This window comes from Mesorhizobium sp. B2-8-5 (assembly GCF_006440675.2).
Lineage (GTDB): Bacteria > Pseudomonadota > Alphaproteobacteria > Rhizobiales > Rhizobiaceae > Mesorhizobium.
Genome location: NZ_CP083951.1, coordinates 4,289,861 through 4,314,876, shown reverse-complemented (window position 1 = coordinate 4,314,876; position 25,016 = coordinate 4,289,861). Strand labels below are relative to the sequence as shown.

General features: G+C 62.1%; 22 protein-coding genes and 1 tRNA gene. 12 read left to right on the top strand and 11 right to left on the bottom strand.

The window, feature by feature from the left end; translation table 11 throughout:
* The first annotated feature begins 526 nt into the window (after positions 1–526).
* Both FJ430_RS20965 and FJ430_RS20960 read left to right on the top strand, forming a co-directional pair.
* Positions 527–616, top strand: a tRNA-Ser gene (locus FJ430_RS20965).
* A gap of 332 nt (positions 617–948) precedes the next feature.
* Positions 949–1,635, top strand: coding sequence for an outer membrane protein (locus FJ430_RS20960; RefSeq protein ID WP_181175523.1), 687 nt, complete (start codon positions 949–951; stop codon positions 1,633–1,635).
* Between the two features lie 330 nt (positions 1,636–1,965).
* On the opposite strand, the gene FJ430_RS20955 is transcribed toward FJ430_RS20960, so the two are convergent.
* Positions 1,966–2,277, bottom strand: coding sequence for an autotransporter domain-containing protein (locus FJ430_RS20955; protein ID WP_413467880.1), 312 nt, complete (start codon positions 2,275–2,277; stop codon positions 1,966–1,968).
* A gap of 129 nt (positions 2,278–2,406) precedes the next feature.
* Here FJ430_RS20955 and FJ430_RS20950 point away from each other — a divergent pair, with 129 nt between their 5' ends.
* The 3 genes from FJ430_RS20950 to rimO all read left to right on the top strand — a co-directional run bounded on the left by FJ430_RS20950 (position 2,407) and on the right by rimO (position 5,159).
* Positions 2,407–2,814, top strand: coding sequence for a DUF930 domain-containing protein (locus tag FJ430_RS20950; RefSeq protein WP_181175524.1), 408 nt, complete (start codon positions 2,407–2,409; stop codon positions 2,812–2,814).
* Positions 2,815–2,981: 167 nt separating this feature from the next.
* Entirely contained in the window at positions 2,982–3,668 is a 687-nt protein-coding gene (locus FJ430_RS20945; protein WP_140708936.1) for a TerC family protein, read from the top strand.
* A 177-nt stretch (positions 3,669–3,845) separates the two neighbouring features.
* Positions 3,846–5,159, top strand: a complete 1,314-nt coding sequence (gene rimO, locus FJ430_RS20940) for a 30S ribosomal protein S12 methylthiotransferase RimO (RefSeq protein WP_140708939.1) — start codon at positions 3,846–3,848, stop codon at positions 5,157–5,159.
* Between the two features lie 82 nt (positions 5,160–5,241).
* Here rimO and FJ430_RS20935 read toward each other — a convergent pair whose 3' ends face one another.
* The 8 genes from FJ430_RS20935 to FJ430_RS20900 all read right to left on the bottom strand — a co-directional run bounded on the left by FJ430_RS20935 (position 5,242) and on the right by FJ430_RS20900 (position 13,674).
* Positions 5,242–6,309, bottom strand: coding sequence for a BMP family ABC transporter substrate-binding protein (locus FJ430_RS20935; RefSeq protein ID WP_140708941.1), 1,068 nt, complete (start codon positions 6,307–6,309; stop codon positions 5,242–5,244).
* Positions 6,310–6,360: 51 nt separating this feature from the next.
* Entirely contained in the window at positions 6,361–7,281 is a 921-nt protein-coding gene (locus tag FJ430_RS20930; RefSeq protein ID WP_140708943.1) for an ABC transporter permease, read from the bottom strand.
* The gene (locus tag FJ430_RS20925; protein ID WP_140657799.1) at positions 7,281–8,411 is read right to left on the bottom strand and encodes an ABC transporter permease; all 1,131 of its coding nucleotides are present in this window, start codon (positions 8,409–8,411) and stop codon (positions 7,281–7,283) included. Before FJ430_RS20925 ends, FJ430_RS20930 begins: the two co-directional genes overlap by 1 nt.
* Positions 8,408–9,985, bottom strand: a complete 1,578-nt coding sequence (locus tag FJ430_RS20920; protein ID WP_181175525.1) for an ABC transporter ATP-binding protein — start codon at positions 9,983–9,985, stop codon at positions 8,408–8,410. Before FJ430_RS20920 ends, FJ430_RS20925 begins: the two co-directional genes overlap by 4 nt.
* A gap of 244 nt (positions 9,986–10,229) precedes the next feature.
* Positions 10,230–11,207 carry a quinone oxidoreductase family protein gene (locus tag FJ430_RS20915; protein ID WP_140708947.1) on the bottom strand — a complete coding sequence of 326 codons (978 nt, stop codon included), beginning with the start codon at positions 11,205–11,207 and terminating at the stop codon, positions 10,230–10,232.
* A 135-nt stretch (positions 11,208–11,342) separates the two neighbouring features.
* The gene (gene pcsA / locus FJ430_RS20910; protein ID WP_181175526.1) at positions 11,343–12,161 is read right to left on the bottom strand and encodes a phosphatidylcholine synthase; all 819 of its coding nucleotides are present in this window, start codon (positions 12,159–12,161) and stop codon (positions 11,343–11,345) included.
* Complete coding sequence (locus tag FJ430_RS20905; RefSeq protein WP_140708949.1) at positions 12,158–12,772, bottom strand: DUF1326 domain-containing protein; 615 nt, start codon at positions 12,770–12,772, stop codon at positions 12,158–12,160. Before FJ430_RS20905 ends, pcsA begins: the two co-directional genes overlap by 4 nt.
* 11 nt (positions 12,773–12,783) lie before the next feature.
* Positions 12,784–13,674 carry a DUF2182 domain-containing protein gene (locus FJ430_RS20900; RefSeq protein WP_181175527.1) on the bottom strand — a complete coding sequence of 297 codons (891 nt, stop codon included), beginning with the start codon at positions 13,672–13,674 and terminating at the stop codon, positions 12,784–12,786.
* Positions 13,675–13,775: 101 nt separating this feature from the next.
* Between FJ430_RS20900 and FJ430_RS20895 the strand changes: the two genes are divergently transcribed.
* On the top strand, positions 13,776–14,987 hold the full coding sequence (locus FJ430_RS20895) for a UbiH/UbiF family hydroxylase (protein ID WP_140708953.1): 1,212 nt from the start codon (positions 13,776–13,778) through the stop codon (positions 14,985–14,987).
* Here the strand turns inward: FJ430_RS20895 and FJ430_RS20890 are convergent.
* Positions 14,964–15,926 carry an AEC family transporter gene (locus FJ430_RS20890; protein ID WP_140708955.1) on the bottom strand — a complete coding sequence of 321 codons (963 nt, stop codon included), beginning with the start codon at positions 15,924–15,926 and terminating at the stop codon, positions 14,964–14,966. The two genes, FJ430_RS20895 and FJ430_RS20890, sit on opposite strands and share 24 nt — an antisense overlap.
* Positions 15,927–16,139: 213 nt before the next feature.
* Here FJ430_RS20890 and hspQ point away from each other — a divergent pair, with 213 nt between their 5' ends.
* Positions 16,140–16,463, top strand: coding sequence for a heat shock protein HspQ (gene hspQ, locus FJ430_RS20885; RefSeq protein WP_181167067.1), 324 nt, complete (start codon positions 16,140–16,142; stop codon positions 16,461–16,463).
* A 92-nt stretch (positions 16,464–16,555) separates the two neighbouring features.
* Here hspQ and FJ430_RS20880 read toward each other — a convergent pair whose 3' ends face one another.
* A complete protein-coding gene (locus FJ430_RS20880; RefSeq protein ID WP_095765425.1) occupies positions 16,556–17,176 on the bottom strand; it encodes an invasion associated locus B family protein in 621 nt (206 codons plus the stop codon).
* Positions 17,177–17,471: 295 nt separating this feature from the next.
* On the opposite strand from FJ430_RS20880, the gene FJ430_RS20875 reads away from it, so the two are divergent.
* The 5 genes from FJ430_RS20875 (at position 17,472) to mgtE (ending at position 24,916) form a co-directional block, all read left to right on the top strand.
* Positions 17,472–19,292, top strand: coding sequence for an extracellular solute-binding protein (locus FJ430_RS20875; RefSeq protein WP_140708957.1), 1,821 nt, complete (start codon positions 17,472–17,474; stop codon positions 19,290–19,292).
* A 41-nt stretch (positions 19,293–19,333) separates the two neighbouring features.
* A complete protein-coding gene (locus tag FJ430_RS20870; RefSeq protein ID WP_140708959.1) occupies positions 19,334–20,014 on the top strand; it encodes a DsbA family oxidoreductase in 681 nt (226 codons plus the stop codon).
* A gap of 607 nt (positions 20,015–20,621) precedes the next feature.
* Positions 20,622–21,023, top strand: a complete 402-nt coding sequence (locus FJ430_RS20865) for a DUF6252 family protein (protein WP_140708961.1) — start codon at positions 20,622–20,624, stop codon at positions 21,021–21,023.
* Positions 21,024–21,379: 356 nt separating this feature from the next.
* Positions 21,380–23,272 (top strand): ABC transporter ATP-binding protein/permease, encoded by a 1,893-nt coding sequence (locus FJ430_RS20860; RefSeq protein WP_181166857.1) that lies wholly within the window; start codon positions 21,380–21,382, stop codon positions 23,270–23,272.
* A 279-nt stretch (positions 23,273–23,551) separates the two neighbouring features.
* Positions 23,552–24,916 carry a magnesium transporter gene (gene mgtE / locus FJ430_RS20855; RefSeq protein ID WP_140657823.1) on the top strand — a complete coding sequence of 455 codons (1,365 nt, stop codon included), beginning with the start codon at positions 23,552–23,554 and terminating at the stop codon, positions 24,914–24,916.
* Positions 24,917–25,016: the final 100 nt, after the last annotated feature.

The following is a 25,016-nucleotide window of genomic DNA, read 5'->3' as shown; positions in this document are numbered from 1 at the left end:
CCGCCAGGCCAACACCTTGATCCCCAACCCCTTTTGCACAGGAATTGCTTATCACGATGTTAATCGATTATGGCCGCAACAGGGCGAGATTATGGCGCGAGGCGATACCACCACGCTCGGAAAATCCGCGCTCTTCGAGAATGCCCTGCTGCCAACAACGTCGGCCCACAAGATCGACGGCTTCAAATCCGAATAAGAGTAAAGGTTGTCCGCTAATCCGCCCTCGCATCGGACGGCACCTGCTGGGCCGTCGCACGAGACAGCATGCCACGCTTTGCCAGCACGGGTTTCTCGTAGGTTTTCTTCATGATTGCCCCCTGTTGAATATTAGCAGATTGAGATTGACAGGCTCTTGACGGCACTGTCAATGCAACGAACCGGCTGTCCCCGGCTCCGCAAAACAATGGATTGAGCCGTTCCTGCGATTGACAGGTCTTTGCGCGTCGCACTAGAGCATGGGCGCTCTCGATCCTGTCGGCACGGCCTTTGGCACCAACAGGACGAAGCGCCTCGTGAAAATCACGATGGAGGGATGGCCGAGCGGTTTAAGGCACCGGTCTTGAAAACCGGCGTGGGCGCAAGTTCACCGTGGGTTCGAATCCCACTCCCTCCGCCACAATGACTTGATTTAATTTAATAATTTAGCATTTTTCAAAGCTTACCCGCCAAAATGCCCGCTATTCGAAATGCTATTGATTCAGACGGTATGCGACGCCATGCAACAGCATCTCTCACCCTCTTGGCAGCTTATGAATCTCCAACCTGACCGGCCCGCCCCTGTGAAAATCCATGCGTCCCGCCGGCCATGACGTGCTCTGATAACGTCCCTTTCCAGGTCGTGTTGCTTCGCCGCAACAGGGCATTGAAATCGCCTGAAGGCTCGGAAGTACAGATATTGCCGCTAAGACGTTGCTCCTATAGCCCCTGATGCGTAACACGGAGCCTGGCATGAAATCGATTCTGCTCGCGACCGCAACTCTCATTGCTTCTACTGGCGGCGCTTTCGCTGCTGGCGTTCTAGCCTCGGACCCGGTGGCGTCTACGTACAACTGGACGGGGCTCTACGTCGGGGCTCAAGCCGGTTACGAGTGGGCGAGGACCAGCTACAGTTTCAACGGCCCTCACGCCCCTTACCCAAGCGGGACTTTTACTCCAAGCGGCTTTGTTGGTGGCCTGTACGTTGGATACAATCACCAATTCGACTCGCCGCTTGTCGTTGGTGTGGAAGGCGATATCGAATACGCCAATGTCAAAGGCAGTTTTAACAAGCCAATTTTAAGTTTGGGTGCCGGTAGCGCCGATTTGCGCTGGCAAGGCTCCGCGCGCGTTAGGGTCGGATACGCCTTCGATCGCTTCCTGCCCTATGTTACCGGTGGCGTTGCCTTTGGCAATTTCCGCTTTGCCGGCGGCCCGGACCCGGCAACTTTGCAATCTTGGACGAAGACCAAAACCGGTTGGACCATCGGTGCCGGATTGGAGTACGCGTTCGCTGATAAATGGAGCGCGCGACTAGAGTATCGCTACACTGACTTCGGGACCGCAAGCGGAAATGAGGCCCCAGTCTTTCCGGATGTGATCGAAACTATGAAAATTCGAGACCACGCAGTTCGCGTTGGTGTGAGCTACAAGTTTTAATCTGCCCACTTGCCTCTGCCATTGCGACCGTCGCAAAGCTCACCAGCAAGCCAGAATGGACCCCTACCTTTACCCCACTTGCCATTCCCTAGGTCGAGCGCACCATTGATCGTTGAATTCGTTGTGAAGTTGTCGCAGATCGACCGCGCCAGCGCCTGTTTGAATATTTGCTGCTCTTCCGCCCAACCTCCCTCTCGCAACCAACAGAAGTTCGGCGAGCTATGGAATCGAAGAGTTTAAAAACCACTCCCTCCGCCACCTTGCTTCGCGGTTCGAGCTTCGCAGGATCGGGGCGCGATCCTCGGTCGAGGTTGGTCGCCAGTCCCTCTACTAGTTCACCTTGAGACCGACATCACCGCCATAGCTCTGCAAGCCGTCACCGAACTTGCCGTCGAAGGCGGCGAACATCGAGGTGTTTGAGCTCCAGTTCATCTTCAGCCCGGCATTGACCACAACCGTGTCCTCGGCGGCCGAGGCGCCCTGGATGACGAAGGAGGTGCCCGGAGCCGCCTGGAAGCTTGGCTTCACCGAGCGGTCTGGCTCGAACTCATGCACCCAGGCCGCGCGGCCCCAGGCCTGCAGCGACTGGCCGTCGCCGACGCCGATCGTGGTACCGAGTTGCAGGCCCAGCGAGACCGGCAGCGAGGTGACGACGCGGTGATCGAAGCTGAGGCCCAGCGCGCCGCCGTCAGACGAAGCGGTTTCCGGCGCGCTTTGGTGGAACGGTCAACAGTTGGTAAAACACCGTTCATTTGATTTCTCAGACAAAATATGCTGCTTCTCGCGCCCATGAAAAAGCTCTGCCTGATGGTTCTGGCGTCGCTGACGCCGGTCTTGCCGGCCAAGGCGATGGACAATGCGTTGCGCGCCGGCCTGATGAAACTCGATCCGCAGACTCGCCTCGAGCAGCGCTGTGACGCCGAGGTGCTCGACCGGATCAGCCACGACGATCGCAACTACAAGGCCGACCGCGTCGTGGCCTACGCCTTCGCCACACCGCAAATGAGCGCCGATGCCATCAAAAGCTCGGGCGCCGCCTTCCGCAGCAATGGCCAATGGTACCGGCTGAAGTTCAAATGCCAAACCGCGCCGGACCACATGCAAGTGCTGCAGTTCCGCTACAAGATCGGCGACGAAATCCCGGAATCCGACTGGGCCAAATATAATCTCTACGACTAGTTTTCGGCCTCGCCAGCTTGCCGGCGACCACCCGAAATCCTTGAGGGCTTGCGCCGCCGGCGTTGTTTTCCGGCGATGTCCAAACCTGCGCCTTGACGCCGATGGACCATGCCTTTAGGGCCGTCTCGGTAAAGGCTACGCTGATTTCAGGCAAGGATTTCTAGTCGATGGAAATATTCACTGCCGCAGGCCTTTCGGCTCTCCTCCAGGTCGTCGCAATCGACCTCGCGCTCGCGGGCGACAACGCGATTGTGATCGGCTTGGCGGCGGCCGGGCTTCCCGCGGATCAGCGCAAGCGCGCCATCCTGGTCGGCATCGCGGCAGCCACTGTCCTGCGCATAATCTTTGCCCTGATCACGCAATGGCTGCTGAGCATCGGCCCGATGCTACTCATCGCTGGCGGGCTCCTGCTTCTGTGGGTGTGCTGGAAGATGTGGCGCGAGCTGCGCGTCAGCCACGAGGATGAGCGCGACGCGACAGAAGCGCTGTCGAACGGCGACTACAACAAGGACGGCAGGATCGCTGGCAAGGGCCCGCGCAAGACCTTCTCGCAAGCCGCCTGGCAGATCGTCATCGCCGACGTTTCGATGTCGCTCGACAACGTGCTCGCCGTTGCCGGCGCGGCCATGAAGCATCCCACGGTGCTGATCATCGGATTGGTCCTTTCGATCGCGCTGATGGGCTTTGCCGCATCCTTCGTCGCGCGCCTGCTGCACAAGTACCGCTGGATCGCCTATGTCGGCCTGCTGATCATCCTCTATGTCGCGGTGAACATGCTTCTGGGAGGCGCCGTGCAGCAGTTTCCCGACCATTTTGCCTTCCTAGCGCCATGGTTCGGGCCGGACGGCCACTGACGCCTTTTCAGGCGAGCGTTTGCCGCATCGCCTTTTTCCTGGCCGGCTGGCAGGTTTGCATCTCTGCCGAAGCGTGCTATTGCGCCGCGCGAAATGGCTCAAAGCCGCGCGCGTAGATCGATCTCCGGAGCCTGAGGCTCAATCCTCGATCTCGCTCCATCTCTTGGAAAAAAGTCCATGTCCGCCCCACGCGTCAGTTTCGTCAGTCTTGGATGCCCGAAGGCGCTCGTCGATTCCGAGCGCATCATCACGCGGCTTCGCGCCGAAGGCTACGAGATCGCGCGCAAGCATGACGGCGCCGACCTCGTCGTGGTCAACACCTGCGGCTTCCTCGATTCCGCGCGCGACGAGTCGCTCAACGCCATCGGCTCGGCGCTGTCGGAGAACGGTCGCGTCATCGTCACAGGCTGCCTCGGTGCCGAGCCGGAGGTCATCCGCGAAAAACACCCCAATGTGTTGGCGATCACCGGCCCGCAGGCCTATGAGAGCGTGATGGCGGCGGTTCACGAGGCGGCTCCGCCGAGCCACGATCCCTATGTCGATCTGCTGCCGCCACAGGGCGTGAAGCTCACCCCGCGCCACTACGCCTATCTGAAGATTTCCGAGGGCTGCAACAACCGCTGCACCTTCTGCATCATCCCGGCATTGCGCGGCGACCTCGTCTCGCGCCCGGCCGCGGATGTGCTGCGCGAAGCCGAAAAGCTCGCCAAGGCCGGCGTCAAGGAGATCCTCGTCATCTCGCAAGACACCAGCGCCTACGGCATCGACATCAAATACCAGACGTCGATGTTCGGCGATCGCGAGGTGCGGGCGAAATTCCTCGACCTCGCCGAGGAGCTAGGCAAGCTCGGCATCTGGATACGCATGCATTATGTGTACCCGTACCCGCATGTCGCCGACGTCATTCCGCTGATGGCCGAAGGGAAGATCCTCCCCTATCTCGACATCCCCTTCCAGCACGCCTCACCGCAGGTGCTGAAGAACATGCGGCGCCCCGCGCATGGCGAAAAGACGCTGGACCGGATCCGCGGCTGGCGCGAGGTCTGCCCTGACCTCGCCATCCGCTCGACCTTCATCGTCGGTTTTCCCGGCGAGACCGAAGACGATTTTCAGATGCTGCTCGACTGGCTGGACGAAGCCAGGATCGACCGCGCCGGCTGTTTCAAATACGAGCCGGTCAAGGGCGCGCGCTCCAACGACCTCGGGCTGGAGCAGGTGCCGCAGGAGATCAAGGAAGCGCGCTGGCACCGTTTCATGCAGCGCCAGCAGAAAATCTCGGCAGCACAGCTCGCCAGGAAGGTCGGCAAGCGCCTGCCGGTGCTGATCGACGAGGCGCATGGCACATCCGGCAAAGGCCGCACCAAATACGACGCGCCGGAGATCGACGGCTCGGTGCACATCCAGTCGCGGCGGCCGCTGCGCGCCGGCGAGATCGTCACGGTCAAGATCGACCGCGCGGATGCTTACGACCTTTACGGCTCGGCGGTCTGACAGCCCACGCGAACCCTCGCAGTTTCAAAGAAAAAGGGCGCCCTGCGGCGCCCTTTTCCGTTTCGGTTCCGCGACTTGCCGCTTACTGCGGCAGCTTGTCGTCGATGCCCTTGACGTAGAAATTCATGCCGAGCAGCGTGCCGTCGTCGGCGACCTCGCCGTCCTTCAGCCAGGGCGAGCCATCCTGCTTGGACACCGGTCCAGTGAAGGGATTCCAGCCGCCAGCGATCTTCTTCTCGGTTGCCTCCGCCATCGCCTTCACGTCGTCGGGCATGTTGGTGAAGGGAGCGAGCTTGACCGCGCCGTCCTTGATGCCGAGCCAGACATTGTCCGGCTTCCAGCTGCCGTCGAGCGCCGCCTGGACGCGGCTGATATAGTACGGGCCCCATTCGTCGGTCAGCGAGGTCAGCTGCGCGTTCGGCGCGAACTTGATCATGTCGGACGACTGGCCGAAACCATGCAGCTTGCGCTCCTCGGCGACCTGCAGCGCGGCGGTCGAATCGGTGTGCTGGACGATGATGTCGGCGCCCTGGTCGAACAGCGCCTTGGCGGCGTCGGCTTCCTTGCCCGGATCGAACCAGGAGTTCACCCACACGATCTTCACCTTGAAGTCGGGATTGACCGATTGGGCGCCGAGGATGAAGGAGTTGATGCCCATCACCACTTCCGGGATCGGGAAGGAAACGATGTAGCCGGCGAGGCCCTTCTTCGATTCCTTGGCCGCGATCTGGCCGAGCACATAGCGGCCTTCATAGAAGCGCGCATTGTAGATGCCGAGATTGTCGCCGGTCTTGAAGCCGGTGGCATGCTCGAACATCACCTTGGGAAACTTCTTGGCGACCTTCACCTCGGCATCCATGAAGCCGAAGGAAGTGCCGAAGATGATCTTGCAATTCTCGCGCGCCAGGCGCTCGAAAGCGCGGTCGGCGTCCGGGCCCTCCGAGACGTTTTCGAGATAGGCGGTCTCGACCTTGTCGCCGAGCGCCTTTTCGACTTCGAGCCGGCCCTGGTCGTGCTGGTAGGAGTAGCCGAAGTCGCCGATCGGACCCGTGTAGACCCAGCAGGCCTTGAGCTTGTCGGCGGCCTGGGCGGTTGCCGCCAGGGACAGGGCAGCGGCCGTGGTCATCAACGCAATAAGCAGTTTTTTCATTGTGTTACCTCTCTGAGTTAAGCCTTGGAGCTTCCCGTCTTTTTGTTGTTGTCAACGATCCGGAACAAATGGCTGCCCCAACGAAGCCGGCGTGTTCATCATCGTCAGCCGCTTGTTGCGCGAGATTAGAACGAGAACCACGACGGTTGCCAGATAGGGCAGCGAAGAAAGAAACTGCGAAGGCACCGGAATGCCAAAAGCCTGTGCATGAAGCTGGCCGATCCACACTGCGCCGAAGATGTAAGCGCCGGCCAGCACCCGCCACGGGCGCCAGGAAGCGAACACCACCAGCGCCAGCGCGATCCAGCCGCGGCCCGCGCTCATGTTTTCTACCCATTGCGGCGTGTAGACCAGCGACAGGTGGCCGCCGGCAAGGCCGGCGCAGCCGCCGCCGAAGATCACGGCGAGATAGCGGTAGCGGATGACCTTGATGCCAAGCGCGTGCGCAGACGTATGGCTGTCGCCGATCGAGCGAAGCGTAAGCCCTGTGCGCGTCTTGAACAGGAACCACATCACCGCCGCGGTCAGCGCGATCGAGATGTAGAAGACCGGATCCTGGCCGAAGATCAGCCTGCCGACGACCGGGATCGAGCTGATCCCCGGGATGTCGAGATTTGGCAATCTCACGCCCGGCTGGCCGACAAAGCTGGTGCCGATCATGCCGGAAAGGCCGAGACCGAGCAGCGTCAGCGACAGGCCGGTCGCCACCTGGTTGGTCGCGAGCGACAGCGTCATGACGGCGAACAGCAGCGAGAACAGCGCGCCAACGATGATAGCGGCAAGCAGGCCGATCCACGGCGACCCGGTGAGGTAGCCGGCACCGAAGCCGCCGACGGCGCCCATGATCATCATGCCCTCGACGCCGAGATTGAGCACACCGGAGCGCTCGACCACCAGCTCACCGATCGCCGCGATTAGTAGCGGCGTCGCCGCGGTCGCAATGGTCAAAAGGATGTTGACGGCGATGTCCATCAGCGGGCCTCCTCGAGCTTGGGCGCCGCCTCGAGCTGCGCCGCGCCGTTCGGCTTCGTCAGTGCCATGCCGATCAGGCGAATGCGGTAATGGATGAGCGTGTCGCAGCCGAGCACGAAGAACAAAAGCATGCCCTGGAAGACGCGCGCCACCTTGTCGGAAATGCCGAGGGCGCTCTGAACCGCCTCGCCGCCCAGATAGGTCAGCGCCAGCACCAGGCCCGCGGCCACGATACCCAGCGGATTGAGCCGGCCGAGGAAGGCGACGATGATGGCGGTGAAGCCGTAGCCGGGCGATATCACCGGCTGCAACTGGCCGATGGCGCCGGAGACTTCCGAAATGCCTGCAAGGCCGGCCAGCGCGCCGGACAGAAGGAAGGTGAAAAACACCATCCGGTTGAAGCCGAAGCCGGCGAAGCGCCCTGCCCTTGGGCTGGAGCCCAGCACGCGCACCTCGAAACCCTTGAGCATGCGGCTCATCATCAGCCAGACCAGCACGGCGGCCACCAGGGCGAAGACGAAGCCCCAATTGGCGCGGCCGGCATCCGGCATCAGCTCGGGAAGCACAGCGGAATCGCCGAACTGGATCGTTTGCGGGAAGCCGTGGCCTTGCGGATCGCGCCATGGACCGCGCACCAGCCAGTCGAGGAAGAGCTGCGCGACATAGACAAGCATCAGGCTGGTCAGGATCTCGTTGGTGCTGAAGCGGGTCTTCAACAACGCCGGGATGGAAGCGTAGAACGCGCCGCCGACCATGCCGAGCAGAAGCATCAGCGGGATCACCAGCGGGCCTTCGAATTGCGGGAACAGCACAGGGATGATCGAGCCGAAGATCGCGCCGAAAATGAACTGGCCTTCGGCGCCGATGTTCCAGATGTTGGCCTTGTAGCAGACCGACAAGCCGACCGCGATCAGGATGAGCGGTGCTGCCTTGATCGCCAGTTCGTGCAGCTGCCAGACCTGGCTGATCGGCTCGACGAAATAGATCTCGAAGGCATTGAGCGGATTGACGCCGAGCAAGGCGAACATGATGGCGCCGGCGATGATCGTCAGCGCGAAGGCGATGAAGGGCGACAGCATCGAGAACAGCGCCGAGCGCTGCGGGCGTTTGACGAGTTCGATGCGCATCATGCCACCTCCAGGCTGTGTTCGGCGTGGCCGGGCTCGGCGCCGCCCATCAACAGGCCGATCTTCTCGAACGTCGCCTCGGCGATCGGCAGCGGCACCGACAGTTCTCCGTTGTGCATGACGGCGATCGCATCCGACAGTTCGAACAACTCGTCGAGGTCCTGGCTGATGACGAGGACCGCCGATCCGCTGCGGGCAAGCTCGATCAGCGCTTGGCGGATGTGCGCCGCCGCACCCGCGTCGACGCCCCAGGTCGGCTGGTTGACGACCATCACGCTCGGTTTGCGGTCGAGCTCGCGGCCGACGATGAATTTCTGCAGATTGCCGCCCGACAGCGCAGCCGCCTCCGGATCAGGCGCGCTCTTGCGCACGTCCATGGCCGTGATGATGCGCTGCGCGGCGCTGTACACCGCGCCGTTCTTGACCATGCCGCCTGAGCCGACGAACGCCTTGCCGTCGGTGGCGTGACGCGAGAGCAGCAGGTTCTCCGAAAGCTTCATGCGCGGTGCCGCGCCATGGCCGAGACGCTCTTCCGGCACGAAGGCGGCGCCCATCAGGCGGCGGCCGGTGATCGATAGGCCGCCGGCGTCCTTGCCGCGAATGCGCACCGAGCCGGCGTCCTGCTGCAGCACTTCACCGGAAACGGATTCGAAGAACTCGCCCTGGCCGTTGCCGGCCACGCCCGCGATGCCGATCACTTCGCCGGCGCGCACGGTGAGGTTGATGTTCTTGAGCGGAATGGCGAAAGGGGTGGCCGGCTTGCGGGTAAGCCCGCGGATTTCCAGCAGCGCCGGCGCCGTTTCGATGCCTTCCGCCGGCGCACGCACCACCGCCTTCACCTCGCTTCCGACCATCATGCGGGCAAGCGACGCTGCCGTCTCCTCTCGTGGATTGCAGTGGCCGACGACCTTGCCGTGGCGAAGCACCGTGGCGCGGTCGCAGATGCGTTTGACCTCTTCCAGCCGGTGCGAGATGTAGAGGATCGATTTGCCTTCGGCGCGCAGGCGCTCCAGCGTCTCGAACAGCTTGTCGGCCTCCTGCGGCGTCAGCACCGAGGTCGGCTCGTCGAGGATGATGAGCTGCGGCGTCTGCAGGAGGCAGCGGATGATCTCGATGCGCTGGCGTTCGCCGACCGAAAGATCTCCGACCAGCGAATCCGGATCGAGCGGCAGGCCGTAGCTATAGGACAATGCCCTCGCCTTCGCGGCGATGCTGCTGATCGGCGAGCCGTCATTGAGCGAAAGCGCGATGTTCTCGGCCGCCGTCAGCGCTTCAAACAGCGAGAAATGCTGGAACACCATGCCGATGCCGAGCTTCTTGGCCGCGCCCGGGCTGGTAATCTTGACCGGCTTGCCGTCCCAGAAGATCTCGCCCGAGTTCGGCTCGAGCGATCCGAACAGCATCTTGACCAGCGTCGACTTGCCGGCGCCGTTCTCGCCGAGCAGCGCGTGGATCTCGCCTTTTGCGATGTTGAGATCGATGTGATCGCACGCCGTCAGCGTGCCGAATATCTTGGTTAGGCCGCGAACCTCGAGCAGGTTCGCCCTGTCATGATTTGCACTCACAGTGCCTCCCATCTGGTTTCCCAGATATGTTCTGTGTTCCCGAAAGCATGGTATGCGCGGCCGGCTCCAGTCGGAAAGCAGCACCCGACTTGAAAGAGCTTCAAGAATTTCAGCGGAAACTCAAGGGCTAAGATAGACCCGTAGAGAACGACAGCAAATCAACAACGCTTTTCGAGCAAGGCCCTGCCTTCGGGGACGGCAAGTCGCCGAAAAACAGGGCAGCCGGCTAAGGCATGATGCCGAAGTGTAAAGCGCTCTAGGGAATGAGGACAGTCGTTCCCGTTGTCTTGCGCGCTTCGAGATCCGCTTGCGCCTTTGCCGCGTCCTTCAGCGCATAGCGCTGGTTGATCTTGATCTCGACGGCGCCGCTCTTGACCACGTCGAAAAGCGCTTCGGCCGACTTCACCAGATCCTCGCGCTTGGCGTTGTAGACAAACAGCGTCGGCCGGGTCGCATAGATCGAGCCCTTCTGCGCCAGGAGCGACATCGAGAAAGGCGGGATCGGCCCGGACGACTGGCCGAAGCTGACGAACATGCCGAGCGGCCGCAGGCAATCGAGCGATGCCGGAAAGGTGTCGGCGCCGACGGAATCGTAGACGACGTCGCATTTCTTCCCGCCCGTAAGCGCCGCGACGCCGGCGACGAAATCCTGATCCTTGTAGTTGATGACGTGGTCGAAGCCATGCGCCCGGGCGAGCTCGATCTTGTCGGCGGAGCTCGCGGTGCCGATCACCGTCGCGCCGAGATGCTTTGCCCATTGGCCGAGGATCAGGCCGACGCCGCCAGCGGCAGCGTGATAGAGGATCGTGTCGCCGGCCTTGACGGGAAAGGTGCGGCGCAAGAGGTATTCGGCCGTCATGCCCTTCAGCATCATGGCCGCCGCCTGTTCGTCGCTGATACCGTCCGGCACCTTGACCACACGGTCGGCGGCGATCACCCGTTTCTCGCAATAGGCCCCGACATTGACCGCATAGGCAATGCGGTCGCCGGGCTTCAGCCAGTCGACGCCGATACCGAGCGCCAGCACGACCCCTGCCGCCTCGCCGCCCGGGATCAGCGGAAAGCCGCCGGGTGGCGGGTAAAGCCCTGAGCGGTGATAGACGTCGATGAAGTTGAGGCCGATCGCCGTGTGCCGGATCAGGATCTGGCCTTCTCCCGGCTGGCCCGGATCGGCATTTTCATAGGCCAGGACTTCGGGACCGCCATTGGCGTGGATGCGGATTGCCTTGGACATCGCTCAACTCTCTAAATGACACGTACACAATCTGGAACATGATCCCGAAAGGGAGAACCGGCTTTCGAAGCGTCATGCGCCGATAGACAGCTGCGCCAGGATGACCATTCGACCAAAAATTATCCTGATCCAGGATCAGGACTTCTTGGTGCCCAGATTGGGAAACATCTGCATGACGCCTCCGATGCAGGCGAGATAGAGGCCGGTGATCGTGATGCCGATCTTGGTGAAGCTGTTGACCTGCTCTCCCAGCACGCCGATCTTGTCGTAGAAGGCGGCAAGTGCTGCCTGCGCCAGCGCCAGCGCGCCGAAGGCGCACCACAAAAGCGTCATGCCGAGATTGACCGGCCTCAGCCGCACGACACGCACCGGATGGATGAAGTTGATCGGCATGAAGGTCAAAATGCCTGCGACCACCACAACGGCGAAAGACACCCATTGGCCCGGCTCTATGACGAAGAGCGTGAACACCACCATGTTCCAGACGACCGGGAACCCCTTGAAGAAGTTCTCCTTCGTCTTCATGCCGGTGTCGGCATAGTAGATCGCGCTGGAGACGACGATGATGGCGGCGGACAGGAAAGACAGGTTCTCGCCCATGAAGCCACGCTGATAGAGCGCGAAGGCCGGTATGAGCACGTAAGTGACATAGTCGATGATGTTGTCGAGGAGCTCGCCTGACCACGTCGGCAGGATTTCCTTGACCTCGAGCTTCCTGGCGATCGGGCCGTCGATGCCGTCGACGAAAAGCGCCAGCCCCAGCCACCAGAACATCGCCGTCCAGCGTTCCTCGCTCGCCGCCACCAGCGACAGGAAGGCAAGGAACGATCCTGACGCCGTGAGCAGATGAACCGAGAACGCGCGCGCCTGCGGCCACGTCACCTTCTTCTTCGGCAGCGGAAGCCGCTCCGCGATCTTCTTGGCTGCCTTCCTGGCCCTTGTGTTCTTGCTCACGGTCCCCGCCAGTCCAGCTTGCAGATTTCGGCCGAGCGGCCGGCGAAATTCCAGTTGCGGCCGAAGGCGCGCATCTTGCTCTTGTCGGACTTCGCCACGATGATTTCCGGCGCGATCCAATATTCCGAATTGGCGATCACCGTATCTTTCTCACGGTCCTTGCCAGGAATGGGCGTCACTGCGCCGTCAATAACCTTGGGAATCTGGAAGACGCGCGTCTTGTCGTGCGTCTCGTAGGTGATCGGCACCTGCTCGACGCCGAGGAATTTCCCGACGAGGATCGACAACAGCGAGGTGGTGCCGCCGGCCTTGCCGGTGAAAATCTTGGTTAGCGCCTTCGCCGCATAGATCGACGCGCGCTTGTCGATGAACAGGCCGGCCGTCCAGTTGCCGCGGCTCATATAGCCGGGAATTTCCATGATCAGGCCGAGATTGAGGCCCGACAAGTCGACCTCGCCAAAATGGCCCGCATCGATGCGGAAGCCTGCCCATGTCTGGCAATAGCCCTCGGTTGGCGGATGGCTGCCAAGCGACAGCACGCAGGGACAGAAAACCGTGCAATTGCAGGAGAGTACCAGCTCCCCTTTCATTGCCCAGCTTTTGTCGGTCATCGAATTCTCCCTCACGCCGAAACTAATAGCAGGGCAGCCGCCCACACAAGCAGTATCGCACCGGCAACACGGCTGGCCACCCTGCCTGCGGTCTGTTTTTCGATCAGCGTGAACAGGCCGATCAGCGCCATCCAGAAGACGTTCATCGCCCCGACGGCAAACATCACCAGCATCAGCGCCCAGCAGCAACCGAGGCACCAGACGCCCTGTTCCAAGCCGAGCCGGAAGATGCGGCCTGGTTTCGCGCTCCACCTGGCGAACAGGATCGAGAACGGATTGCGGCACTTTTCCAGGCATGCCTGTTTCAGGCCGCTGAATTGATAGAGGCCGGCGACAAGCAGCGCGATAGCGCCGGCAAGCCCGACGGCGGGGTCGAGCATCCGGCCGGAACCGGCAAAGGCGTACACCGCGAGCGTCAGCACGCTGAAACCCACGGATGCGCCGAGCCATGTGGCGAGGTATCCGGCGACAAGCACCAGCGGATGAACGACCGGCTCTCCCTTGATCTTCGCAGTATCGGCGATTTCGCAATAGGTGCGGATCAGCGGCGCCGCCGAAGGCAGCATCGTCGCCACGGCCATCAGGAACCACATCAGCACAAGCGCCGCCGCTTGCAGGCCGGCTAGGCCGGCAAGCGGCGCCGGCGCAAGGCAAAGAGCGAAGAACCGGTCGAGAAAATCCGGCAACGGTAGGCCCGGCAGATTTTTCAGCAGCATGTCGCCGGGGACGCCGGCCGGGCTGCTTTCAGCGCCGCGTATCGCCATCGCGCCGAGCAGGAGCCAGGCAAGAGCGACGCCCATACCGATCGTCAGCATGACAGCGCGGCGCGGGCTGCGCGCCACGCCCGCCGTCGCGCGGCCCGCCCGGTCGAGATGGCTGAAATCGTGCTGCTCACCACTCATGACAATCGAATGGGCTGAATCGCCGCGTTGATCAAGCCGGCTGATCTGCCCTATATCCGCATAAAGGCCCGACGGGTCGCCTCGCATTGTGGAAGCCTGGCGTGGAGCACAACGACAAAGCCCGCATCCTGGTTGCCGGCAGCGGTCCGGCCGGCTTGATCGCGGCGCTCGGCTTTGCCGAGGCCGGTTTTGACCTGACGCTGGTCGGCCCCGAGGCCAACACCACCGACGGCCGCACCACCGCCCTGATGAATCCAGCGCTGAAGGTTCTCGACCGGCTGGGCATCCTTGCCGAACTGAAGCCGCAGGCCGCGCCGCTCAAGGTGATGCGCATCGTCGACGCAACCCGCCGGTTGATCCGAAGCCCGACCGTGACCTTTCGCGCCAGCGAGATCGGCGAGGAACAGTTCGGACTCAATTTGCCGAACAAGGTTCTGATCCCCATCCTCGCCAAAGCCGTTTCAGCCCATCGCGGCGTCGAATGGCTGAAATCCATTGTCGAGTCATGGCGCCTGGACGCCGATCAGGCCCGCGCCCGGCTGGCCGACGGCAGCGAAATCTCCGCGTCCCTGGCGGTCGCCGCCGACGGCCGCCTGTCCCCGGCGCGGGAAGCCGCCGGCATTCGCGCTTCTGCGCGGCCCTATCCGCAATCGGCGCTCGTGCTCAATTTCAGCCACCGCAGCGAGCACGGCTTCGTTTCGACCGAGTTCCACACCGAAACAGGGCCGTTCACGCAGGTCCCGCTGCCCGGCAGGCGCTCGAGCCTTGTTTGGGTGGTGAAGCCGGAGATGGCGCAGGAGCTTGCCGCGCTCGACGATACAACCTTGTCGGGGCGTGTCGAGGAACAGATGCAATCGATGCTTGGCCGGGTCTCGGTCGAGCCGGGCCGCCAAGTCTATCCTTTGTCGGCGGCCTCGTCCGGTCGCTTCGCGCAAAACCGCGTGGCGCTGGTCGGCGAGGCAGCGCATGTGTTTCCACCGATCGGCGCCCAAGGCCTCAACCTCGGCATCAGGGATATCGACGATCTGGTTGGAATCGCGAGTGAAAACAGCAGCGATCCCGGATCACGCCGAAGCCTAGCCTCCTATGACACGAGGCGCCGGCCCGACATATGGGCGCGCAGCGGCGCGGTGAACCTGCTCAACATGTCGCTCTTGTCCGACATGCTGCCGGCGCAGCTGGCGCGCAGCGCCGGCCTCAACGCGCTGGGCGGCTTCGCCCCCCTGCGCGCCTTCTTCATGCGCGAGGGACTGCGACCCGGCAGCGGTTTTCGCGCGATTGCGGGCGGCTTAAGGAAAGAGGTCGGCCGGTAGGATTCCGTGCCGGATCGCGTAGAGCAGCGCGGTCACCGTCACCACCGATAGGCATGTCGTGATCAGCACGCTGGCCGAAGCCCGCTGCACCCACACGTCGTATTGCTGCGCGATCACGAAGACGTTGGTCGCCGTCGGCAGCGCCGCCAGCAGCATGGCGGAAAAGACCCAGCTCGGCGAGAAATTGCCGATCCAGCTCAGCACGACATAGCAAAGCAGCGGGTGGACGACCAGCTTCAGCCTGGCGATCAATGCAAGCTCGTGCGGCACGCGGTTGAGCGGCCTGAGCGCCAGCGTCACCCCCATCGCAAACAAGGCGCAAGGCGCGGCCGCGCGGGCAAGATAGTCGAGGAAGCGATCGACAGGCAGCGGCGGCCGGAATTCCACATAGGCGGCGGCGACGCCAAGGGCCGTCGCGATGATGAAGGGATGCAGCGCGATCTTCTTCACGACGCCGAACGCCAGTTGCAGCGGCGGCGCTTTCTCCTTGCCCGACAACGCCATCATCATCGGCGCGACGGTGAAATGCACGATGTTCTCGAAGCAGAAGATCAGCGCCACCGGCACCGCCGCCTGCTCGCCGAATGCGAGCAAAGCAAGGCCCGGTCCCATATAGCCGATATTGCCGTAAGCGGCTGCAAGGGCGGTGATCGTCGCCGGCGCGATCCCGCCACGGGAAACGAAGACCGACCAGGCGAACATCAGCGTGAAGATCGCGTAGGTGGCGACCAGCGAGCCGAGGATGAAGCTCCACTCCGTCAACTGCTCGAACGGCGTCTTGGCGAGCAACTGGAAGAACAAAGCCGGCAGCGCGACATAGACGATGAAAATGTTCATCCAGCCGAGCGCCTCCAGCGGCTGCCTGGTGATGCGCGCCACCAGGAAACCGACAAAGATCATGCCGAAGAATGGAAGAACGAGACCGATGATGTCAGACATTTTCGCTCGGGCGGGAAAACTCCCGTGCGGGCTAACCCGTTGCTTCGGCTAAGGTCAAGGAGTTCGGTTATTGAATTGCCGCAGCGTCTGCGCCAAATAGGCACCAAGCCGAAAGTCGGGGTCGATTTTTGGCCGGGTGACGTGTAAATTCAAGGTCTTAGGCGCCTTGCGCGCAGCCACGACAGGCGCCTCGGAACCTAAGTGGTGAACGTGATGAAAACGGCCAAATTCTCGATCGGACAAGTGGTTCGCCATAGGCTGTTTCCGTTCCGCGGCGTGATCTTCGACGTCGATCCCGAATTCGCCAATACCGAGGAATGGTACGAGGCCATTCCCGCCGACGCGCGTCCGCGCAAGGACCAGCCTTTCTACCATCTTCTGGCGGAAAATTCGGAGACCGAATACATCGCCTATGTGTCCGAGCAGAACCTGCTCGAGGACCGGTCGGGCGAGCCGGTGCGGCATCCGCAGATCGGCGAGATGTTCGACAAGCTGCCGGACGGCCGCTACGAGCCAAAGCGCCAGTCGAGGCACTGACGAATGTTGCTCAACGCGTGCCGCGCGGCGACAACAAAAAAAGCGGGGCATTTGCCCCGCTTTTTTGTTTTCCGAGAAACACGCTTCCGCGATCAGTTCGCGGTCTTGGCCTTGTCCTGCTCGTCCTTGAGCTTCTTGGCGAAGTCCTGATTGTTCTTGGCGACGAAGTCCTGCAGCTTCTTCTGCCGGTCCTCGATGTCCGACTGCTGCAGCGGCGGGCCGTCATAGGCGCCGCTGAAGCCGGTGAGCGCGATCTTGATCGGGTTCGGCTGGTTCTGGAAGTTGATCGACGTGAGCGTGATCCCCTGCCCCTTCTTGAAGGAAGCGACGAGCTGGTCGCTCAGCGGCACTTCCGCGACGCAGCGATCCGGGAAGCAGATCACATAGTCGAGCTTCTGCGCCTTGCCGGCATCGATCTGTAGCGCAATGCCCGGAGGCACAAGGCGGCCGGTCGGGACCGTGACCTGGAAGACCTTGCGGTTCACCTTGCCCTTGAGCTCGATCAGGCTGACGCCGGTGACGAGCTGGCCGTTGCCGGCGGTGACGATGTTCTGCACATTGCAGATGTCGACGTCTTCCTGCTTGGTGCAGGCCTTGAACCAGCCCTGCGGGATTTGCGGCTGTTGTTGAGCCGAGGCGGTGAAAAGCCCGGCGCCCAGAACGCCGACCACGCCTGCGGCCAGCACCGAAAGGCGGTACGCGTTGATCGTCATATGGTGCACTTTCCTCTCAAATGATCCCGGGGACCGGCTTCTTGGTGCCGTGTGGTCCAGCTACCTGTTGCCCAAATGAGGCAACAGGATGACTTCGGAGCGCGTGTTACACTGCCGGCGGCGTCGAATCCAGCTCGGTTTCCGCGATTTCTTCGCGGTTTCCTCTTCCGGAGGCGAGCGTCGATCGGCGCTCGAGCCGCCGAACCCGATTCCCAATCGGGCACCGATTCAATCGGGTGGCGAAATGCTCTACGGTGCATGGCGAATCACAAAGCCGCCCGGCAAGGAGACGGTCATGGACCGCGTTCTCGTTCGGCTGATCGCCGCGACCTCGTTTCTGGCTCTTTCGCTCCTTCCGGCACAGTCGGAGCCGAAGCACGGCATTGCCATGCAAGGCGAGCCGGCGCTGCCGCCCGACTACCAGCATTTCGACTATGTCAATCCGAACGCGCCGAAAGGCGGAAGCGTCACCTATTGCGTCGTCGGCTCCTTCGACAACCTCAACCCCTTCATCCTGAAAAGCCTGCGCACGACGGCGCGCGGCATGATCGATACCGTTTACGGCAATCTCGTCTTCGAGCCGCTGATGCAGCGCAACTATGACGAGCCCTTCAGTCTTTACGGACTGCTTGCCGACAGCGCCGACATGGATCCGGAGCGCAAGAGCATCGAGTTCCATCTCAACCCCAACGCAAAATGGTCGGACGGACAGCCGGTGACTCCGGAGGACGTGCTGTTCACCTATGACGTCTTCACCGACAAGGGCCGCCCGCCCTACAGCGACCGCATGAGCATGATCGCCAAGCTGGAAAAGACCGGCGACCACAGCGTGAAATTCACCTTCAACGACAAGGCCAACCGCGAATTCCCGATGATCGTCGCGCTGACACCGATCGTCCCTAAGCACGCCTTCCACAAGGACACGTTCGACAGAACCACGCTGAAGCCATTGATCGGCAGCGGGCCCTACACCGTCGATAAGGTGCTGCCGGGACAGCGCATCGTCTTCAAGCGCAACCCGGACTATTGGGGCAAGGACATTCCGTCGAAACGCGGCTTCGACAATTTCGACCGGATCACCATCGAGTATTTTCTCAACGCCAACGCCAAGACGGAAGCGTTCAAGAAAGGCATCTGCGCCCTCGATGACGAGACCGATCCGGTCAAGCGTGAGCGCGACATCGACTTTCCGGCCTTCCGAAAGGGCGATGTCAAGGAAGAATATTTCAATACCGGCATTCCCCCGGTGGTGACCGGCTTCCTGTTCAACACCCGGCTACCGAAGTTCGAGAATCCCGTTGTCCGCCGCGCGCTCGGCATGCTCTACGACTTCGAATGGACGAACAAGAACCTGTTCGGCGGCAAGTTCAACCGCACCATGAGCTACTGGCAGAATTCAGAATTGTCCGCGCTCGGCCATCCGGCTGACGATCGCGAAAAGGCGCTGCTTGCCCCCTACCCCGGCCGCGTGCCGCCAGATGTGATGGACGGCACCTGGCGCCCGCCAGTGACGGATGGTTCGGGCCAGGATCGCAAGGTGCTCAAAGCGGCCTTCGAATTGTTGAAGAGCGCCGGCTTCCACGTGCAGGACGGCAAGATGCTCGACGCGCAAGGAAACCCGTTCGGCTTCGAGGTCCTGACCTCATCGCAGGACGAAGAGCGGCTGGCGGCCGTCTACCAGCGCACGCTGGAGAAGATCGGTATCGACGTCGGCATCCGCACCCTCGACGGCGACCAGATCCAGTCGCGCAAGCAGCGTTTCGACTTCGAGGTTCTGATCGGGACGAGCGGCTTCAGCAATTCGCTGTCGCCCGGCAGCGAGCAGCTCGGCCGTTGGGGATCGATCGCCGCGAAGACAGAAGGATCGTTCAATCTCGCCGGCGTCGCCGATCCGGCGATCGACGCCGCGATCGACGCCATGCTGAACGGCCGCACCAAGGAAGACTATGTCGCGGCGGTGCGCGTGCTCGACCGGCTGCTGATCTCGGGCAACTACCTGGTGCCGATGCAATACAACACGCAGCAATGGCTCGCTTACTGGAGTTATCTGGAACATCCGCAAAAGACCCCCATATTCGGCTATCAGCTGCCGACCTGGTGGCGAAAGCCCAACTGAGGCAAAGTCCAGCCATAATCGGGACCAAAAAGGAAACGAGCATGAGCGCCGAGAACTCCATCACCGTCGATGTCGTGTCCGATGTTGTCTGCCCCTGGTGCTTCATCGGCCAAAAGCGGCTGGACAAGGCCATTGCTGCTGCAAGCGATGTCGACGTGCATGTCAGCTGGCGGCCGTTCCAGCTCGATCCGACCATCCCGCCGGCGGGCATGGATCGCCGTCAATACATGCTCGGCAAGTTCGGCAGCGAGGAACGCATCCAACAGATCCATGCGCGCATCGAGCCGCTCGGCGAGGCCGAGGGCATCCATTTTGCATTTGGCGCCATCAAGATCGCGGCCAATACGCTCGACGCCCATCGCGTCATCCGCTGGGCGGGCGCCGCGGGTGAAGATGTGCAGAACCGGCTGGTGCGCCGCCTCTTCCAGCTGAATTTCGAGGAAGGCGTGAACATCGGCGACCACGCGGTGCTGGTAAAGGCTGCCGGCGAGGCCGGCATGGATGCCTCGGTGGTCGAAACGCTGCTGCCGACCGACGCCGACGTCGAGGCCGTCCGCAACGAGATCGCCACAGCTTCGCGCATGGGCATCACCGGCGTGCCCTGCTTCCTGCTCGAAGGCAAATATGCGGTGATGGGCGCGCAGGATGCCGACACGCTTGCCGACGCGATCCGCCAGGTGGCCCAGGCCAAGGCGCGCGGCGAGCTCGAAACCGCGAACTGAATGCTCCTTCCGCGCAATCGGGGCGGAAGCCTGCGGCGAGGCCGCCCTACCTGACGCCGCGCGCTTTTCCTGGAATCGTGCTCCTACTTCGCGGTCGCTTTGGCCTTGCTCAGGAAGAAGCCATGGCCATTGCTGCCCGTGCAGCTTAAGCCCTTCGTCGACGACTGGTAGGAAAACGGCCCCCTGCTCCAGCTGTTGCCGTAGCCAAGCTTGGTCACGTCGCTGCAACAGCCCTGCTCGCCGGGATTCTTGATCAGTGTCGCCGGCCCTTTCGGCCCCAGGATTACGGTGACGTAGCTGGGCTCGACGCGTAAGCAGGAAAGCTCCGGCCGCCATCCTACGGCTGGCAGGTGCTGGTGCCGCCCTTCGGCGTATAAATGCAACCGATGTTGCCGCACGGCGGTGTTGTCAAATCATGCCCGTCCTGGCCGAACACGATCTGGTGAATCGCCTCGGACACGGCGCTGGGCTAGGATTGAGAGGGGGTTTGGCTGATTTGAGGGCGACATAAATGGCAGTCAGGCATGGCGCATGGTTGCTGCTCTCTTTGCCTTTCGCCCTGGGGCTCCCATTGTCGTTACAGCGCGTATCGGCCGAGGAAGCCGTTATGTCGGCGACCTTCGAAGGCAAACCCTGGACGGCGTCCTTTACCCTGGCCCAGACGATGCAGATGGGCGGCAAGCCGGTTTTGAACCTGTCGGGAACAGAACAGGGCTCGCCGACCATGACCTTCAATTCGATGCTGGTTTTGAAAGATCCGAACGACTTTGCCGGCACCTATCCGCTCAAGACCGGGTCGTCCGCGAATAGCGCCAGCTTCAACATTCTCGATTCCGGCGCCATGGTCGGCCATGTCCGCTTCGCCAGCGGCGAGATCGTCGTCGACAAATACGATCCCGCCGCAAAGACGGTTTCCGGTCGTTTCAGCGCGTCGGGAAAAGACGAATCGGGCAAGCCTGAAGATCTCATTGACGGTAGATTTTCGGGCATTCCGGTCACCGCCCAGTAGCCATCCCGGCTCGCGGATACCTCTTTTTTATTCACAAACCCGTGTTTTCCGCTTCCCCAGGGGAAGGTTGCCGCCGGCTGGCGCAATCGTCTTTAACGCGCTGGAATAAAAGACGAAATCGGCGCGATTAGCGACCGCCCGGTACGGCCTTTCTGTTGCCTTCGGGCCACGGCGGGTAACCCTGTTCACATTCGCCGGCAGAAAATTAATGGAAAATGATCAATTGGTGTTACCATGTGTAACAAAACTAGAAAGGTTTGGGCGGGATCGTGACTTGGGTCGGTAGACCGCAACGTACAGTACCGGAGCAAACATCCAGCGAGGCAAAGACCTCGTCCCTCACGCCGGTATCGTCGATGCGTACATTCTGGGGGCTGATGCGAGCCTACTGGTTCTCCAACCGGTGGAAGGAAGCTTGGACCCTCACCGTCGTCATTGCGCTGCTGACGGCATTGTCCAGCAAGGCTGGCGTCTGGTTTGCCGTGGCGTTGGGCGAATTGGGCAATTCGATCGCCTTTCTCCACGACGCCGCCAACACCCATCCGTTGCAGACCATCCTGACCAATGCCGGCATATTGGTGCTGCTGGTCGTGCTGAAGGATGCCGGCTTCACCGGCGTGCGCAATCTCGTTTCAACGACCTTGCATCGCAAATGGCGGGGTTGGCTGAACAACCAGTTCAACCAGGCCCTGCTCGACGGCAACCATACCCATTTCCACGCCCAGCACGGTTCGGCGGCCGGCGGCATCGTCGCTCCGGACAACATCGACCAGCGTATCCAGGAATCGATCAAGGACATGACCGGCGGCGCCATCGGGCTTGCCATGGGCGTGCTGGGTGTCGCGACTTCGCTCTATTTCATCGGTGAAAACCTGATTGGGTCCTCGGTCGAGGTCAAGGGCTTGGAATTCCTGGGCAGCTACGGCACCGCGGTGCTGGCATTCCTTGCCGTCGCCATCTATGTGCCGCTGAACACCTGGATCGCGGTCAAGCTCGGGCGCCTGCTCGAGCGGCTCAATGTGCGCATGCAGCAGGCCGAGGGCAGCTACCGCAGCGAACTGACGACATTCCTGCGCCGCAGCTTCCACGTCGCCGCCTCGCATGGCGAGGGCGTGCAGAAGTCGATGCATGACCGGCTCTATGTCGATATCGACAAGACATGGGGGCGGCTCAACATCGTCAACACCAGCTACACGTCGTTCGAGCTGATCTACAATTTCGTCGGCGCCCGCATCGTTGCCTACTCGCCCGGCCTCGTGTCGTTCATCCACAACCGCCTCGACTACAAGGGCTACATCACCGGCTCCGAAATGGTCGCCCAATTGATCAGCCAGTGTTCGTGGTTCATCCATGTGATGCCGGCGATTGCCACGCTGCGGGCCAACAGCCAGCGCGTCACCGAACTCGCCAACGCCATCGAGAACGTCCAGCACCCGCAGGAATTCTATCAGCAGACCGGCCGCTCCGACTTCAGCTACGCCACCCAGAACCCCGTGTTCGGCCTCACCATTCAGAAGCTCGAGCTGGCGCATCAGGGCGAAGATGCGACGCCCTTCCTCAGCGCCGCCAATCTGCGTTTCCGTCGCGGCGAATGGACCTTCCTCAAGGGTGAGTCCGGCTGCGGCAAGACTTCGCTCATCAAGGCGATCAATGGCTTGTGGCCATATGGCCGCGGCACCATCGTTTTCCCGGAAGGCGTGACGAGCTTCTACGCCGCCCAGGAGGTCAAGCTGCAGCAGGTCTCGCTAAAGCAGCTCGTCTGCCTGCCGGGTTCCGAGAACGACCATAGCGACACGCAGGTCGCCGCAGCCCTGCATAAAGCCGGTCTCGGCGACTTCATCGGGCACCTGGCCGACGAGAGCCGTGAGGGCAAGGTCTGGGACCAGGTGCTTTCGGGCGGCCAGAAGCAGAAGCTGGTGGTCGCCCGCATCATCCTGCGGCAGCCCGGACTTCTGTTCCTCGACGAGGCGACCGGCGCGCTCGATCCCGAAGGCAAGATCGCCTTCCACCAGGCGATCAAGGACAATTGCGCGAACGTCACCGTCATCAGCGTCATGCATGAGGCAGTGCCACCGCGCTCGCTTACGGGCGAGGATTTCTACCACAGCGTGGTCGCGATCGCTGACGGCGTCGCCACCAAGAAGCCGCTCGCTCCCAGCCTGCCGCGCGAGCTCACCACCATCCTCACCCAGCCGCCGCGGCCGGCCGAGGACAAATGGCTGCGGTTCCGCCGGCTGAAGCAGAAATAGCAGTCAGGCCAAGCTTTTACCTGCTTCCATGGCTTGGCTGCTGCGGCTGCCGATCACAGTCTCGCGATCCGACCTCCCCTCACCCGATTTCCGAGCTTTTGACAATTGACTCGGCAAAAAGCGCTCCTATGTTGCGCCCGCTCGCCAAATTCAAACTCGAACCCGGCGAGCAGAAAGGTCAACGCGCCATGCCTGGCGACAGTCACAGTCGAACGCAACCGCCGTCCGCCCTGACGTGACCTGATGGCTCACGTCCTGCCGGACGGCAAGGAGTGAGCCATGAACGAATTCGCCCCCGTATTGGACGACGAAGCAACCGCCGTCGCCCGTGTTCTTGCCAACGATCACGTCGCCGACGTCGTCGAAGCCCTCAACCACGAACCCCGCGAGACGGCCATCGAGCTGCTTTGCGCCGTGCCGTTCGAGCGGCTGGTCGAGATTTTCGACCAGCCGGAGCTCGAAGCAGCGCCCGAGCTCGCCGAAGCCCTGCCCCGTCCCAAGGCAAGCAAGCTTTTGACCGCCATGTCAGTCGACCGCGCGGCCGACATTCTGCGCGAGTTGGATGAGCCGGCCCGCTCGGAGCTGCTCGGCGCCTTGGCCACGCCGCTGCGCGCGACGCTGCTATCCATCCTTGGCTATCCGGAAGGCAGTGCTGCCTCGATCATGACGACGGAATTCGTCAGCGTGCCCTCGGACTGGACCGTTGGGCGCACGCTCGACTACATCCGCAAGGTCGAGCGCACCCGCGAAACCATCTACGCCATCTACATCGTCGATCCGGAGACGCAGCTCCTGCTGCGTTCGACCGGACTGCGCCGGCTGATCACCGGCAACCCGGAGGATCCGATCCTGTCGGTAGCGCCCGATCGCGTGCCGGTGACGGTGACGCCGCTCACCGATCGCGAGAACCTGGCGCAGACGATCTCGAAATACGACCTGCTCGCCTTGCCGGTGGTCGACCATGGCAGGATCCTCGGCATCGTCACCGTCGACGACATCATCGACACGATGATCGAGGAGACGACCGAGGACGTGCATCGTTTCGGCGGCATGGAGGCGCTCGACGAGCCCTATATGAAGATGAGCTTCCTCGCCATGATCCAGAAGCGGGCCGGCTGGCTCTGCGCGCTGTTCCTCAGCGAGATGCTTACGGCCAACGCCATGCAAAGCTACGAGAGCGAGCTGGAAAAGGCGATCGTGTTGACGCTGTTCATCCCGCTTATCATGAGCTCCGGCGGCAATTCCGGCTCGCAGGCGACGTCGCTCGTCATCCGCGCTCTGGCGCTGCGCGAGATCGGGCTGCGCGACTGGTGGCGGGTGGCGCTGCGCGAGCTGCCGACCGGGGTGGTGCTCGGCTCGATCCTCGGCATTGTCGGCATCTGCCGCATCGCGCTCTGGCAGTATTTCGGCTTCTACGACTACGGCCCGCACTGGATGCTGATCGCGGCAACGGTGGGCGCGGCGCTGGTCGGCATCGTCACCTTTGGCTCGCTGTCGGGATCGATGCTGCCCTTCGCGCTGAAGCGCATCGGCTTCGACCCGGCAAGCGCCTCGGCGCCGTTCGTCGCCACGCTGGTCGATGTCACCGGGCTGGTCATCTACTTCTCGGTGGCGCTGGTGATCCTGCGCGGCACGCTGCTTTAATGCATGTCGCGCAAAAGTGACCTCGGTTTTGCGACAACGACATGCATCAAGCAACGGCCTAAAGCGCGTCGCGTGAATCCGTTTCGACGCGACGCGCTTT